Below are 14,981 nucleotides of genomic sequence, written 5' to 3' on the forward strand. Positions count from 1 at the left end.
AAATAAACTCTCACTTTCCTATGGCTATTAAATGGTTAAGGCTAGAGCCTTAAGTAATTCAATTAACTTAGGAAAAACAGTGCCAAGAATTTATTCCTTGCTCGCTTTGCAAAAATGATGTTTTTTTTATTATAAAACAGTAATAATTTTAAGCAAGCTTTTTTTTTGAAACTAGATTCCCAGGTTGGGATAATGGCTGTTGCGGCTTTCTTTTAAAAATTTCAGACGGATTCATTTTTTTTAGGTAGATGAACTAGTGTACCTTTATATCGTATTAAGAATAAATGTCGATTTCTGCAATGAAAAGCCACTTTTCTGTTTTCAAGTACCTCAAAATGATCAGGGGCCTAAACCTCTTGATTGTAGCGTTGACACAATACTTCACCGCTATATTTTTGCTTAGAGAAGGGCTTAATTGGGTGTTGTTAAGTGATGAAAAATTCTTTTTGCTAGTACTCTCTACGGTTATTATTACGAGTGCGGGCTATCTCATTAATGATTATTACGATGTTAAAATAGATTATGTGAACAGACCTAACCGTGTAATTGTAGGTAAAACCTTAAAAAGAAGACGGATTATTATTGCCCACACTGTTTTGAACTTTATAGGAATAGGTATTGGATTCTATATCTCTCCTATTATTGGTATTATTAATTTTGTAGCAGCTTTTCTACTTTGGCTTTATTCCAATCAATTAAAGAGGCTTCCCTTCATCGGGAATTTTACAATTGCCATTCTCACTGGAGTCACCTTGTTTTTAGTGGGACAATATTTCCAAGAGCGAGAATATTTGATTTTATGTTATGCGATCTTTGCGGGTTTTATAACGCTTATCAGAGAGATTATTAAAGATATGGAAGACCTCAAAGGCGATGAAAGGTTTGGCTGTAAAACCCTCCCAATCGTTTTGGGAATTGCCAAAACCAAGAAGATCATTTATGGAATCATTTTGGTCTTTTGTATAGTGGTTTTTTTATTGATGAGTACTGTGAACATTGTTTTCCCGATCACTCTTTCAGTTGTTATGATTTTCCTCATCTTTGAGCTTTTAAAAGCGGATAAGATAAAGGATTACGGTAGACTCAGTACATTTTGTAAAGTTATTATGCTGATTGGTGTGATCAGTATGGTTTGGATATGATAAAAAAAAGAATAGCAGTTTTTGCCTCAGGCAGTGGAACCAATGCCCAAAAGATTTTTGAATACTTTGAGAATCACGAGGAGGTAGAAGTGGTGTTGCTTTTGTGCAACAAGAAAATCGCTGGAGTTTTAGAGAGGGCTAGAAACTTTAGTATTCCAACCTTTACTTTTTCTCGCAAAGAGTTTTATGAAACCCAATTGGTGTTAAATGCGCTACGCGAGCATCAAGTTGATGTAATTGTATTGGCTGGTTTTATGTGGTTGGTTCCCGAATACTTGGTCCAAGCTTTTTCTGATAAGATTGTAAATATTCATCCAGCCTTGTTGCCAAAATTTGGCGGCAAGGGAATGTATGGAATGCATGTGCACGAAGCCGTAAAGGCTGCTGGAGAAAAAGAGACAGGTATTACCATTCACTTGGTGAATCAACAATATGATGAAGGCTCTATTCTAGCCCAATTTTCATGTAATCTTTCAACAAATGACGCTCCTGAGGAAATTGCTAGGAAGGTTCAAGTGCTGGAACATGAAAATTATGCAAAAGTGATTGAGAATCTAGTTCTTAATAAGTTCTAAAATGCCTAGTTTTGCGACTTAATTAAAAGCCAACCTAGATGTCGCAGGTTAAGATCAAATCCGCATTAATTTCTGTTTTTCATAAAGACAACTTAGCCCCAATCGTAAAGAAACTAGGAGCTTTAGGTGTTCAGATTTACTCAACAGGAGGTACACAAACTTTTATCGAAGAATTGGGAGTGCCAGTAACGGCTGTTGAAGACCTTACGAGCTACCCATCAATTTTTGGAGGCCGAGTAAAAACGCTTCACCCAAAGGTGTTTGGTGGAATCTTGCACAGAAGGGATAATGCGGGTGATTTAGAGCAGGCGAAAGAATTTGAAATCCCTTCTATTGATTTGGTGATCGTTGATCTGTATCCTTTCGAAGCAACCGTAGCTTCAGGTGCACCCGAACAAGATATTATTGAAAAGATTGATATCGGTGGGATTTCATTAATTAGAGCGGCAGCAAAAAATTTCAAAGATGTGGTAATTGTTTCTACTAGAGACCAATACCCTACTTTAGAAAAGCTACTTGAAGACAAAAATGGTAGCACAGATCTAGCCGATAGAAAAGCCTTCGCAGCACAAGCCTTTGATGTGTCGTCTCATTATGACACAGCAATTTTCAATTACTTCAATCAAGATGAAGCGATTGAAAGATTTAAAGTGAGCCAAGCCGAAGGTCAAACGCTACGCTACGGAGAAAACCCGCATCAAAAAGGGCAATTCTTCGGTCCGCTAGATGAGCTTTTCGAAAAGCTGAACGGTAAAGAGCTTTCCTATAACAACCTGGTGGATGTAGATGCAGCGGTAAGTTTGATCGAAGAATTTTCTAACCATGAAAAGGCATTTGCCATTTTAAAACACACCAATGCTTGTGGCGTTGCCATTGGCGATTCTATAAAAGAGGCTTACTTAAAAGCTTTTGCAGCCGATACCGTGAGTGCTTTTGGTGGTGTGTTAATTAGCAATCAACCGATTGACTTAGCTACTGCTGAGGAATTGAATTCACTTTTCTTTGAAGTATTGATTGCCCCTGCTTTCGATGCCGATGCTTTGGACTTGTTGAAAGGCAAAAAGAACAGAATTTTATTGGTTAAGAAACAGTCCCTAAATACTAAAAAGCAGTTTAAAAGTTTGCTGAATGGTGTTATTGTTCAGGATAGAGATTTGGTCACCGATCAGATTTCTGGCTTTAAGCAAGTGACAAAGAAAGCCACCTCTGATGCCGAAAATTTAGCGCTGGCCTTTGCGAGCAAAATTTGCAAACACACCAAGTCGAACACAATTATTCTAGCCAAAGAAGGCCAAATGCTTTCTAGCGGTGTGGGTCAAACCTCAAGGGTGGATGCTTTGAAACAAGCTATTGAAAAAGCCAAAGCTTTTGGCTTCGACTTAAATGGAGCCGTAATGGCTTCGGATGCTTTCTTTCCGTTCCCTGATTGTGTAGAAATCGCAAAGGGTGAAGGGATTGTTGCCGTGATTCAACCAGGGGGGTCAATTAAAGATGATCTTTCAATTGAATATTGTGACAAAAACAGCATGGCGATGGTGTTTACGGGCACTCGTCATTTTAAACATTAAAAGAATTTTTCAAACCCTAGATAATTGCGAGTAATTCGTAACTTTCAAGGATATAAAATATAGGAGACAAGACTTGATATGGGCTTTTTCGACTTTCTGACAAGTGACATTGCAATTGACTTGGGTACAGCAAATACCCTCATCATACATAAAGATAAAATCGTTGTAGACGAACCGTCTATTATTGCCATTGACCGAAACACAAATAAGGTGTTGGCCATTGGTAGAGACGCGATGAACATGCATGAAAAAACGCATGAAAACATAAAAACCATTCGCCCTTTGAAGGACGGTGTAATTGCCGATTTTGAGGCTGCCGAACTGATGATCAAAGGAATGATCAAAATGATTGACTTAAAGCGAAGAAGCTTTATGCCGTCATCGCACCGAATGGTAATTTGTATTCCTTCTGGAATTACCGAAGTAGAAAAAAGAGCTGTTCGAGATTCAGCCGAACATGCGAACGCTAAAGAAGTATACATGATTTACGAACCAATTGCTGCGGCCATTGGTACAGGAATTAAGATTGATGAGCCGATGGGCTCAATGATTGTAGATATTGGGGGTGGGACAACCGAGATTGCGGTAATCGCCCTTTCTGGAATTGTTTGCGACCAATCCATCAGAGTAGCAGGAGATACCTTTACCAAGGATATTCTTGACTACATGAGAAGACAACATAACCTTTTGATTGGAGAGCGATCTGCAGAAAAGGTAAAAATAGCCATTGGATCGGCCTTGACAGAATTGGACGATGCGCCAGACGATTACGAAATCCGAGGCCGTGATTTAATGACGGGCATTCCGAAGGTGATTAAAATTTCATACTCTGAAATTGCTTTCGCACTAGATAAATCAGTTTCTAAAATTGAAGAGGCTGTGTTGAAAGCCCTTGAAATTTCACCGCCAGAGCTTTCTGCCGACATTTATGACCGTGGGATTCACCTAACAGGTGGTGGTGCAATGCTTAAAGGCTTGGATAGACGTTTGGCTTTGAAAACCAAACTCCCAATCCATATTGCAGACGATCCGTTAAGGGCGGTGGTACGTGGAACAGGTGAGGCCTTGAAAAACATTGATCGATATAGAGCGGTGTTAATGACTTGATAATGAATGGGTCAGTTATTCTCTTTTCTTTATAAGTACCGAGCCTTTTTTACATTTCTGACTCTGGAGTTGCTATGTATTTGGATGATTGTTCGAAACAACAATTACCAAAGGGTAGCATATTTCAGTGCGGCTTCTGGTTTTGTTGGAAACATCAATGAAAGGACGAATAATATCAGCGACTACTTCAGCCTGAAAAAAGTGAACAGTGACTTAGCGGAAGAGAACGCTATGTTAAGAACGCTTCTCTTAAGAGTAACAGAAACTTCGATAGATTCCCTTAAAGCTTTTGACATTGATACCGATACTACTGACGCTATCCATTATAAATTAATTGCAGCCGAAATAGTAGACAATTCTATCCGCCTAAGCCATAACTTCTTTAAAATAAATAAAGGAAGCAAAGAAGGAATTAAACCTGGGATGGGTGTGATTAGCCAGAAAGGTGTGGTTGGTAAAATTAGAACAGTTTCTAAAAACTATTCTAGCGGTATTTCGCTACTAAATTCAAGGAACCAAGTTTCTGCCAAAATTAAGAACTCCAACAGAACAGCTACTATCCAGTGGGATGGTGACGGCCGTAATCCTAGAATAGCAAAACTCCTTTACATTACTAGAGAAGATGATGTCAATGTTGGAGACACTGTTGTGACTTCTAGCTTTAATGCGGTTTACCCTAAAGACATCATGATAGGAACTGTGGTCAGTGTTAAGCCTGACCAAAATCAGCGTGATTTGGAAATTGAAGTAGCCTTAAGTGTTGACTTTGGAACCTTGGCTTATGTCTATGTCATTGAAAATATATATAAGGAGGAAGAGGATTCGGTTTCTATCAACAACCCCATAGATTTTAATGAGTAGAAACCTGATCATATTGACTTTTACCGCAATAGTACTGATGCTCTTTCAGGTGCTAATTCTAAAATACTTTGTGCTTTTTGGTGTTGGTTTTTGCTTTCTGTATCTCATGTTTTTGCTTTTTCTGCCTTTAGAAATTGGCTTTGCTTCGGCCATGGTGATTGGCTTAATCGCTGGCCTAATCGTAGACTTATTTTATAACACACTAGGCATCCATGCCTTCGCATGCGTTCTAATCATGTTCTTTCGTCCTTATTGGATGAAATGGAGCAAACCCAGAAGTGGTTACGAAATCAATGACTTACCTATGATTACCAATTATGGGCTTAGCTGGTTCGTAATATATGCGCTACCGCTCATCTTTATTCACACCCTCACCGTATTCTTAATTGAATCAGGAGGAAATCAGTTAATGGGCTTATCAATTCTCAAATCTGTTGTTACAACCCTCATTTCACTGGTTTTTATGATCGCTATTCAGTATCTTTTTTACTCTAAGGCGAAGCGGTAATGTGGGACAACAGAAAGTATATAATACAGGGTTCTTTTATTTTGATTGGATTAGTTTTTTTGATCAAGCTGTTTGCCATTCAAGTATTAGATAAAGATTATAGAACCAAGGCAGAGCGAAACATCATTCAGCCTATTGTCCAATATCCTTTCAGAGGCCTTATTTACGACAGAAACAAAGAGCTCATCGTCTATAATGAGCCAGTCTATGACCTTATGGTCGTTCCCAAAGATGTTTCTATTGGCGATACCACGGAATTTTGTGAGTTGCTGGGAATAGAAAAGGAGGTTTTTTTAGAGAATATGAAAACGGCCAGATCTTACTCTAGGGTAAAACCATCGGTATTTCTAAAGAAAATATCTCATGAGGAATACGGTCGTATTCAAGACTTGCTGTATAATTTCAGCGGATTTTTTGTAAACCCAAGAACAGTAAGGGGTTATGCTAGTCCAATTTTGGCGAACGAACTCGGCTATACGGGTGAAATTAGCAGGCGCCAATTGGACAGGGACACGACTGGCTATTATAGGTCTGGTGATAATATTGGTATCACGGGACTAGAAGAGCAATACGAAAGATTGCTAAGTGGCAAAAGAGGCGTAAGCTATAAACAAGTGAACGTTAGAGGAATTGAGAAGGGCTCCTTCAAGGATGGTGCGCTCGATACCGTTTCTGTACCTGGCACAAACTTGATTACCACTTTCGACCTAGAACTACAGACTTATGCGGAGAGGTTATTGGCGGGCAAAACAGGCAGTATTGTCGCGATTGACCCTTCCACAGGGGAAATATTGGTTATGGCGACCGCCCCTACTTATGAGCCAAAGATGCTTTCAGGCAGGGAGTTTGGTAAAAACTTTAGTCAAATAGCCTTAGATAGCTCAAAGCTATTATTTAACAGGGCACATATGGCCACCTACCCTGCGGGCTCGGTATTTAAAACAGTACAGGCGCTAATCGCTTTAGATGAGGGTGTAATTAAGGCCGATGAACAGATTTTTGTCAACCTGAATGGGATTGGAGATCATGCTCCTGCAGGCTACTATGATGTGGCTCGAGGAATTGAAAAGTCTTCGAATAACTACTTTCTTGAAGTGATGAGGAGGGTGGTAAATCAGAAAAAAGACCCAAGTATTTTTACCGATTCTCGAATAGGTTTGGCCATATGGGCCGAGGCAGTAAAGAAGTTCGGTTTTGGTGCTCCACTTGGAATAGATATTCCTGGTGAGGCTTCTGGCTTGGTGCCTGATGTAGCTTATTATGATAAGATCTATAAAAACAAAGATTGGGCTTATAGTACCATTCAATCCTTGTCAATAGGCCAAGGAGAGATTTTAGTAACGCCTCTACAAGTGGCTAACCTAGCAGCCATTATTGCCAACAGAGGCCATTATATTCAACCACATTTAGTAAAAGGTTTTGAAAAGGAAGGAGTGGTTACTTTAAAACAATTTGAAAAGAACTTCACAGGAAAGGGAACTGATTACTATCCTGCCATTATTGATGGTATGAAACGCTCCGCTCAGGGTACTCCTAGAGCACCAATTAGGGGCATTACGATTGCCAGTAAAACGGGAACAGCTGAGAATGGCGCTAAGGATGAGACTCTAGACCACTCCGTATTTATGGCTTTTGCTCCAGTGGAGAATCCAAAAATTGCCATTGCGGTTTATATTGAAAATGCAGGTTGGGGCGGACGAGCAGCAGCGACTACTGCCAGCTTAATTATGGAAATGTATCTGAAAGGATACATTGAAAAGGATTATAGAAATAGAGAGGAATATGTGCTTAAGGGTGACTTCTTAGATGAAGAGCAGAAGAGGGAAATAGAAAGAAAGAAACTCGAAAAGGCTAGAAAGAATGCCTTATTGCAGAATTGAGAAGAAGAGACTCCATATTAAAAAACCTGGATTGGCCCATCGTTTTCCTGTACATCATTCTTGTGGTGATGGGCTGGTTCAATATTTTCGCATCAGTTTATGATCCTGAAACTGCCTTTAATATTTTCGATATAAGTCTAAGTTCAGGCCGACAACTTTTATTCATTGGTGGTTCGGTTATCCTCATTGTCGTCATTCTCTTGCTGGATTTTCGTATCTACGAATCTTTTGCGCCTTATCTCTATATTCTATTTATGCTTTTGCTGATGGCCGTTTTGGTCTTTGGAGCTAAAATTAACGGAGCAAGGGCTTGGTTCGACTTGGGAATTTTTCGCTTACAACCTTCAGAATTTACCAAATTGGCTACGGCTCTTTTGCTGGCCAGTTATGTTTCCAATAATAATGTGAAACTCACAGAATTCAAGCATCAGCTGATCGCACTGTTCATTATCTTCTTACCAGTTGGATTCATTATGCTCCAACCAGATTTGGGTTCTTCCTTGATCTTCTTTGCTTTTGTTCTTCCTCTTTTTAGAGAAGGACTTCCAGCCATTTACTTGATTGTGGCAGGGGCTTTTGCAATAGTTGGTGTGCTGACGCTCTTACTTTCCCTTAAGATTATCATAATCATTGCACTCATTGTGGGTATCATTTGGGTGGTGGTTACATCACGGTCCGTTTCCAATATCGTAATTACCTCGCTGTTGATTCTTATGAGTGTTGGTTTCTCATATGGCTTCGGTTATGCTTTTGAAAACTTGGTGCCGAAATACCAGAAGGACAGAATCCTCGTCATCTTCGATTCCAACTCAGTAGATCCTTTAGGGGCGGGTTATAATTTAAATCAATCCAAAATTGCCATTGGCTCAGGAGGCTTCTCTGGCAAAGGTTTTTTAGAAGGAACACAAACCAAATACGGTTACGTACCAGAACAAAGTACCGACTTTATTTTTAGCACCTTGGCCGAAGAGCACGGTTGGCTCGGAAGCTTTGTGGTGATTGCTTTGTTCGTTGTTTTGATGATCAGAATCACTGCAATTGCCGAAAGGCAGAAGTTTAAATTTGCACGGTTTTATGGTTACGCTGTAGCTTCTATTATCTTCTTCCACTTCACCATCAATATCGCCATGACCATTGGCTTATTCCCTGTAGTGGGTATTCCGCTGCCGTTCTTTAGCTATGGAGGTTCATCCCTTTGGTCATTCACCATAATGCTCTTTGTACTCCTTAAAATGGACATGCACAGAACTCAGGTGCTTTCGAGGTGATTAAATCCTATTAGTCCTGTGCATAGATATACTTTTCCAACAAAGTTTTAATGGACGGATCTTTTGGCCCGGGTGCATCGGCTTCCACTAATTTTCCGTGGGTATCAAAAATCAGGTACCTAGGGATGCTTTGGATTTTCAGGTTTTTAACCCAATCTGAATTTTTGTGATTTAAAGACAGGTAATTGTTTTCCAGATCACTTAAATCATATCGTTCAACGGCCTTTTTCCAATCACTTTGGTCGTTGTCAGACGAGAGATACACAAAGATGATATTCTGACCAGCGTATTCTTCACGTAGTTTTTCAGCATAAGGCATGGCCTCAATACAAGGTGAACACCAACTGGCCCAATAATCCACGTAAATCACTTTGCCTTTGTTCTTGATTAGAATGTCTTGAAACCTAATTACACTACCATCCTCTTTTAACAGGTTCAACCCAACTTTCTCGTTTACTTGCTTTTCATAACCCAAAAGGAATTGCTCAGTAAACTCTTCTAAAAAAGTAGAGTCCTTGTAAGTCATCATGTATTCATTCAGGTAATCGGATATTTCTCCGTACGGCTCCTTATATTCCACCATTTGGTACAAGGATCTTTCTCTAGCTATTTTTAGTAATTCTCCTTCGGGAATGTGGTTTGGAAGTCTGTCGTATGCCTCTTTGAAATTGATGTATTCCATTGATCTACTCCGATCAGTTTTACCTTCTAGTACTATCTGTATGATGAAATTTTGAAAATAACCCAAGCCGAAACGACTGTTAATTATAGACTCATCTGTGAACATAGTAGAAGCAAAAGCCCTGTCTTTGATTTCTTGACTTTTTGTCCAACGCAGAAGGCTCATTAGCCTATAAAAGGCCTTTCTTTTTTCTAAGTCTAGTTTAAGCTCATTCCAGTCACTCGATCCAGAAGTCCCTTCTTGCGTGATTCGTTGTTCCGAAAGCTTATTTAAAAGGCCTTCAACAAGTAAATTAAAGGAGTCAGGGTTGGTGTCGAGTAGGGCCTTGTTTAGTGTCATAGGAAGCCCAAGATTTATTCTTTCAAAATCAGCTTTGATTTCTAATGGCTTAAACTCGCTGTTTGTGGATATATATAAATTGTAGAGCGAATCAAGGTAGGCCTGGCTTGTGCCTGATTCTGAAATGCTTTTCCTTCCGCCAATCAATTGAAATGCTTCTCCACTTTTTGGCAGCCGAATACTGATTGAATCCCCTTTAGTCACATAAAGTGTATCGCTATAAATGCTCTTATGGCTAATAAGTATTACCTCGGGCTGATAGATTGGAATCGTGAGGGTGTCCTTGCCTTCTTTAGTATAATAGTCTGCTTCAAGGCTATCGGACATGCTCCTATAAAACCTAATTCTGATTGGCGAGTCACTATTGTTGTCAATAAAAAAAGTGACTTCATTTTTTTCTGGAGCTTGAATTTCCTCAATAATTGTTTTTTGTCCGCAACCAAAAGCTAAAAGCGTAATTACTAATATATAAGCAAAAGCATTCTTTTTCATTTTAAATTACCTTTCATGATAGCTGTAATTTAAAACTAAAAATTAAGTTTTCAAGAAGATTGATTTTTAGAATAAATGTGTCAACAGCAAATTGCTTTTCGTGATTATAATCGATAACTAGAGTCGTAGTTGTTTTTTAATAAAAGAGGCCTAATCTTATAGAGATGAAGTACACATTGTTTACCGCTATTTCCGTGTTTTTATTTTTTTCCTGTTCAGATGAGAGAGAGGTTATTAGCGAACTGAGTTACGAGTTTGTTCTTGACGATTCGGTTAAGCTAAATATTGGTCTTGAGCCACAGTTTGTCAGTAAAAAAGCAGAGGCTAATGTTTTCCTTGCCTATACTCGAATTAACTCAACTTTTCAGATTTTTAACCAGTCAGGCAAATTGCTTCATAGTTTTAATAGAATTGGGGAAGATGCGGAGAGCTACAACAAAAATGTTTACGGAGCAGGCATTAGAGATGGTAAACTTTATATCCAAGATATTTCAAAAGTACATGCCTACGATTTAGGTGGGAATCATTTATGGTCTCAGAATTACAATAACCGTATTCCAAATACGGTGGGGGGAAATATTCGTGGGGAGTTTCAAATGCTTAACGATTCGATATGGGTGAATCCTCTTATTTTTAGCGGTGTTGTATCGTTCAGTAAACAGAAGTTAGCGATTTTAGACACGCTTAATACTGTTGAGCTTTTTCAGCTGGGAGGTAAGGCTAATCGAAGTTCAGTAAAGGTTGATGAATTTAGCTTTGAAGAAGAGAGTATGTACCTTGGAAATTTAATTTACCCAAATTTTTTGCCTGTGATTGAAGCTACCAAAAATGGTCTTTGGGTAGCATACCCCTATGAATTAGTACTTCACTTTTATGAATATGAACAAGGAGTAAGACATCACAAAGCTTATAATATTCAATTAGATAGATTCAAAGACCCCAAAGGCGCTGAGGAGAGTGAGTTAATTGACCCAATGAACAAAATAAGCCCTCGCTTGATTGGCCTGAATAGTCAGATATTAAAGCTGTATGCAATGGAAGCCGACAAGCTCTTTATTCTTTATAAAACCGGAATTCCTAATAAGCGAAGATTCGAGGAAAGCTTGGTTCCGTTTTATGACGAATCTAAATTCTTTGGCGCTATTTTTCAAGACGGGAAAATCGTTTCATCTGCCATAGAAATTCCTAGAGGTGGTTTTCAGTATAAGAATGAAGATAGATATGTATACCTAGGAGATGATAAGTGGATGTTTTTGCAGGAAAATATGACTGAGAAAGATTATTATACAGGATACATTTACAGATTAAAACCAGTCAACCCTCTCTAGCCAGTGAAAATACGAAGGAGAATAAGTTCTTAATATCAATTTGGCCTGCGTTTGCTCCCTTCTATGAACAGAGTCATTTCTATAACTTGCTCACATCAATATCAAATAGCTTGGCAGCGTTTTTCCAGAGAATAAGCTCCTTCTTTTCTTGAGGCAAATCCAATTGATCCATAAACTTTAGGTAGGATTTCATATTGCAAATAGGCCAATCGGTGCCATAAAGTAAGTATTGAGGCTCACCAGCATACAGGATCATTTCTTCGATTTGAGCTTTCATGTATTTCTCGAACTTCTCTGAGAAATCGCCCAAAACCAAACCTGAGATATCCGCATGTACATTCTTGTTCTTATAAACTACTTCCATGCAGTCCTTAATCCACGGATTACCTACATGGCAAATTACAATCTTCATGTCTGGATTGTCCACTGCCACTTCATCAATATGGATGGGGTGCGAATAACGAATTCTTCCTTTTGGAGAATAGGTATCACCCGAATGAAACATGACTGGGATATTGTACTCAGTTGCCAAATCATAAAAAACTTGAAGTCGATTATCATAAGGATAAAACGGCTCATACCCCGGGTAAAACTTTAGTCCCTTGATCAATCCGGCATTGATATAATCACTAATTTCTCTTAAATCTCTTTCTCTGTAATTAAGAAAGCTTACTCCTGCAACCACACCAAGATTTTTCCTTCCTTCAATAGCCTCTACTACCTTTTTAATACCTGGCCGATGTTCGTTCACTAAATAAGAAGTAAGTACAAGCGAATAATCCACCTTGTTTTCATCCATGGTGTCAGAAAGCTTGTCGAGACAGTCTTCAAGCGAAACTACTCGCTCTTCATGGTAATTATTAAGGTGAGTGAGTGCATCTATGATCATGTTATTCCTGAATAAGAGGGTTGTTTTCTAATATAAGCACTCTTGGGTGATATAACTGAAACCGCACATTGATTTTAAAAGAAATTACCAATCGGGGAATTCAGTTGTCCAACCGTTTTTCGCTAGCAAAGCATTTAAAAATCCCTTAGCTTTCTTTTATGAAAGTACTGTTTATTCAAGTGGGAGGCACCATTGATAAGGACTATCCAAAGCTGAATAGGGGCTACGCCTTCGAGATTGGCGAGCCTGCCATTTCACGAATTCTGGAACGGAATCTTCTTGGTTTCGAATATGAAATTGTGAGCCTCATGAAAAAGGACAGCCTTGATATGACAGATCAAGACCGAAGCGAGATTCGGGACTATTGTCTAAAAACTGAGTATTCAAAAATTGTCATTACCCATGGGTCGGATACACTGGTAGAAACGGCCAAAGTCATGGGTCAGATCAAGGGAAAAACCATTGTACTCACCGCAGCGTATAGGCCTGAAAGATTTTCGAACTCCGATGCAGATTTTAATGTTGGGGTGGCGGTAGGCACCCTCAATAATTTATTAGAGGGCACGTTTATTGCCATGAATGGGCTGCTGATTCACCCCGACCAATGTTATAAAAATGAAAAAACGGGAAGGTTTGAACAGGTCTAATACTATATTTAAATCCTAGACTTAATACAGATGAAAAAATATACAATATGGGCGATACTCTTGTTGGTGTCGCTTCAAGGTTTTGCTCAACAAGGGCTCTTACAAACACCTCCAAAGAACTGGTTCAACCTTGATCCAGTCGAAAACAAAGTAAATGGAGTGAGTACCGAAAAGGCTTATGAATTATTAAAAGGTAAAACTTCCAAAAAAGTAATCGTTGCGGTAATCGACTCAGGAATTGATATAGAGCACGAAGACCTTAAAGATGTGATTTGGACCAACCCAGGTGAAATTCCGAACAATGGAATTGATGATGACAACAATGGCTACATAGACGATGTACACGGTTGGAATTTCATTGGTGGAAAGGATGGCCGCAACGTGGGTAAGGACAGCTATGAAGTAACCAGGTACTATAAAGCTCTGAGTAAAAAGTACGAAGGGAAAGAGCTCAAAGACATTGATAAAAATGACAAGGAAGAGTTCATCACTTGGCAAAAAGTGAAAGGCGAATTCGAAGAAGCATATGGAAAAGCACAAATGGAATTTGAGCAGTATGGAAGCTTGGCGCGCCAGATTGAGCGCTTCAATAAGCTGTTTGAAGCCTATATGGATGTGGAAGAAGTGACGGTTGCAACATTATCCGAAATAGATTCTCCAGATGCAGTAATAGATCTAGGAAAAAATTACATGACTCAGATCTTACAATCCATTGACGGAGAATTATCTCTTGATAGCGTTTTGGTGTTGATCAATATGGATTTGGCTGAAATGGAAGCCAGTGCTAAGTATTCTTATGGTTTGGAGTATGATGCAAGAGAAATAGTGGGTGATGACCCAAATAACCTTGCGGAAAAAGGCTATGGAAACAACGATGTGAGTGGAAAGGGAACGGATAATTTTCACGGGACTCACGTGGCTGGAATTATTGCGGCTTCACGAGGAAACGGCATTGGAACAGATGGCGTGGCTAATAATGTGAGCATTATGGCACTTAGGGCCGTGCCAGATGGTGATGAGCGTGATAAAGATGTAGCCAATGCCATTCGTTATGCGGTAGATAATGGAGCCAAAATTATCAATATGAGCTTTGGGAAGGCTTATTCTCCCAACCTTCAGTATGTGTATGATGCCATTGAGTATGCCAATTTAAATGGCGTTTTATTAGTACACGCAGCAGGAAACAGTGGCGAAGACATTGACGAGTCCAACAATTACCCGAATGACAAATTCGGTAAAAAGGGCGATTGGGCGAACTGGATTGAAGTAGGTGCTTCTTCTTGGGGTGCTGAAGATGAATATGTGGGAAGCTTTAGTAACTACGGAGACAAAACCGTTGATTTATTTGCTCCTGGCGTGGCCATATACTCAACTGCTCCTGGAAATATATATCAGGATGCGCAAGGCACCAGTATGGCATCGCCAGTAACAGCTGGAGTGGCAGCGATGCTGCTGTCTTATTTCCCTGACCTAAATGCTGAACAGCTGAAAGATATTTTGATGAAGTCTGTCCGTAAACTGGATGGAATTAAAGTAACCAAACCCGGAACATTCGATCAAGAAGTGAACTTCTCAAAGCTGTCCAAATCAGGTGGTATCATTAATGCTTATGAGGCGGTAAAAATGGCTGAGTCTATGACTTTAGGTAAGAAGAGATAACATTAACTGTCTCGCCCTAAACACAAAAGGCCTCTT

At 39.3% G+C, this 14,981-nt stretch carries 13 protein-coding genes; 11 read left to right on the plus strand and 2 right to left on the minus strand.

Going from position 1 to position 14,981, the window contains the following annotated elements:
• Positions 1-335 precede the first annotated feature (335 nt).
• From AWN68_RS03110 to rodA, 8 genes are all read left to right on the plus strand, one after another.
• Positions 336-1,142 (plus strand): geranylgeranylglycerol-phosphate geranylgeranyltransferase, encoded by an 807-nt coding sequence (locus tag AWN68_RS03110; RefSeq protein WP_245657928.1) that lies wholly within the window; start codon positions 336-338, stop codon positions 1,140-1,142.
• Positions 1,139-1,717: a phosphoribosylglycinamide formyltransferase gene (purN, locus tag AWN68_RS03115; protein ID WP_068411266.1), complete on the plus strand. Its 579-nt coding sequence runs from the start codon at positions 1,139-1,141 to the stop codon at positions 1,715-1,717. Before AWN68_RS03110 ends, purN begins: the two co-directional genes overlap by 4 nt.
• A gap of 38 nt (positions 1,718-1,755) precedes the next feature.
• On the plus strand, positions 1,756-3,285 hold the full coding sequence (gene purH / locus AWN68_RS03120) for a bifunctional phosphoribosylaminoimidazolecarboxamide formyltransferase/IMP cyclohydrolase (RefSeq protein ID WP_068411269.1): 1,530 nt from the start codon (positions 1,756-1,758) through the stop codon (positions 3,283-3,285).
• Between the two features lie 78 nt (positions 3,286-3,363).
• Entirely contained in the window at positions 3,364-4,392 is a 1,029-nt protein-coding gene (locus AWN68_RS03125) for a rod shape-determining protein (RefSeq protein ID WP_068411272.1), read from the plus strand.
• Positions 4,393-4,398: 6 nt separating this feature from the next.
• Positions 4,399-5,253 (plus strand): rod shape-determining protein MreC, encoded by an 855-nt coding sequence (mreC, locus tag AWN68_RS03130; protein ID WP_068411273.1) that lies wholly within the window; start codon positions 4,399-4,401, stop codon positions 5,251-5,253.
• On the plus strand, positions 5,246-5,761 hold the full coding sequence (gene mreD, locus AWN68_RS03135) for a rod shape-determining protein MreD (protein WP_068411274.1): 516 nt from the start codon (positions 5,246-5,248) through the stop codon (positions 5,759-5,761). Before mreC ends, mreD begins: the two co-directional genes overlap by 8 nt.
• Positions 5,762-5,820: 59 nt before the next feature.
• On the plus strand, positions 5,821-7,641 hold the full coding sequence (locus tag AWN68_RS03140; RefSeq protein WP_317038911.1) for a penicillin-binding transpeptidase domain-containing protein: 1,821 nt from the start codon (positions 5,821-5,823) through the stop codon (positions 7,639-7,641).
• On the plus strand, positions 7,638-8,909 hold the full coding sequence (gene rodA / locus AWN68_RS03145; RefSeq protein ID WP_068411276.1) for a rod shape-determining protein RodA: 1,272 nt from the start codon (positions 7,638-7,640) through the stop codon (positions 8,907-8,909). The genes AWN68_RS03140 and rodA overlap by 4 nt, the downstream gene beginning before the upstream one ends.
• A gap of 10 nt (positions 8,910-8,919) precedes the next feature.
• Here rodA and AWN68_RS03150 read toward each other — a convergent pair whose 3' ends face one another.
• Positions 8,920-10,422, minus strand: a complete 1,503-nt coding sequence (locus AWN68_RS03150) for a TlpA family protein disulfide reductase (protein WP_068411278.1) — start codon at positions 10,420-10,422, stop codon at positions 8,920-8,922.
• A gap of 164 nt (positions 10,423-10,586) precedes the next feature.
• Between AWN68_RS03150 and AWN68_RS03155 the strand changes: the two genes are divergently transcribed.
• Entirely contained in the window at positions 10,587-11,750 is a 1,164-nt protein-coding gene (locus AWN68_RS03155; protein ID WP_068411280.1) for a hypothetical protein, read from the plus strand.
• A 79-nt stretch (positions 11,751-11,829) separates the two neighbouring features.
• On the opposite strand, the gene AWN68_RS03160 is transcribed toward AWN68_RS03155, so the two are convergent.
• Complete coding sequence (locus tag AWN68_RS03160) at positions 11,830-12,639, minus strand: amidohydrolase family protein (protein ID WP_068411286.1); 810 nt, start codon at positions 12,637-12,639, stop codon at positions 11,830-11,832.
• A 158-nt stretch (positions 12,640-12,797) separates the two neighbouring features.
• On the opposite strand from AWN68_RS03160, the gene AWN68_RS03165 reads away from it, so the two are divergent.
• Both AWN68_RS03165 and AWN68_RS03170 read left to right on the plus strand, forming a co-directional pair.
• Positions 12,798-13,286: an asparaginase domain-containing protein gene (locus AWN68_RS03165; RefSeq protein WP_068411287.1), complete on the plus strand. Its 489-nt coding sequence runs from the start codon at positions 12,798-12,800 to the stop codon at positions 13,284-13,286.
• 30 nt (positions 13,287-13,316) lie between these two features.
• Positions 13,317-14,945 carry a S8 family peptidase gene (locus AWN68_RS03170; protein WP_068411290.1) on the plus strand — a complete coding sequence of 543 codons (1,629 nt, stop codon included), beginning with the start codon at positions 13,317-13,319 and terminating at the stop codon, positions 14,943-14,945.
• The last annotated feature ends 36 nt before the right edge of the window (positions 14,946-14,981 follow it).

Source organism: Roseivirga echinicomitans (genome assembly GCF_001592935.1).
In the GTDB taxonomy this organism is placed as follows: Bacteria; Bacteroidota; Bacteroidia; order Cytophagales; family Cyclobacteriaceae; genus Roseivirga; species Roseivirga echinicomitans.

Bases quoted from the DNA above. Each gene is read 5' to 3' on its own strand.
- AWN68_RS03125 (WP_068411272.1), top strand. From the start codon at position 3,364: ATGGGCTTTTTCGACTTTCTGACAAGTGACATTGCAATTGACTTGGGT.
- AWN68_RS03170 (WP_068411290.1), top strand. From the start codon at position 13,317: ATGAAAAAATATACAATATGGGCGATACTCTTGTTGGTGTCGCTTCAA.
- AWN68_RS03150 (WP_068411278.1), bottom strand. From the start codon at position 10,422: ATGAAAAAGAATGCTTTTGCTTATATATTAGTAATTACGCTTTTAGCT.
- purH (WP_068411269.1), top strand. From the start codon at position 1,756: ATGTCGCAGGTTAAGATCAAATCCGCATTAATTTCTGTTTTTCATAAA.
- mreD (WP_068411274.1), top strand. From the start codon at position 5,246: ATGAGTAGAAACCTGATCATATTGACTTTTACCGCAATAGTACTGATG.
- AWN68_RS03160 (WP_068411286.1), bottom strand. From the start codon at position 12,639: ATGATCATAGATGCACTCACTCACCTTAATAATTACCATGAAGAGCGA.
- AWN68_RS03165 (WP_068411287.1), top strand. From the start codon at position 12,798: ATGAAAGTACTGTTTATTCAAGTGGGAGGCACCATTGATAAGGACTAT.
- AWN68_RS03155 (WP_068411280.1), top strand. From the start codon at position 10,587: ATGAAGTACACATTGTTTACCGCTATTTCCGTGTTTTTATTTTTTTCC.
- purN (WP_068411266.1), top strand. From the start codon at position 1,139: ATGATAAAAAAAAGAATAGCAGTTTTTGCCTCAGGCAGTGGAACCAAT.
- AWN68_RS03110 (WP_245657928.1), top strand. From the start codon at position 336: ATGATCAGGGGCCTAAACCTCTTGATTGTAGCGTTGACACAATACTTC.
- mreC (WP_068411273.1), top strand. From the start codon at position 4,399: ATGGGTCAGTTATTCTCTTTTCTTTATAAGTACCGAGCCTTTTTTACA.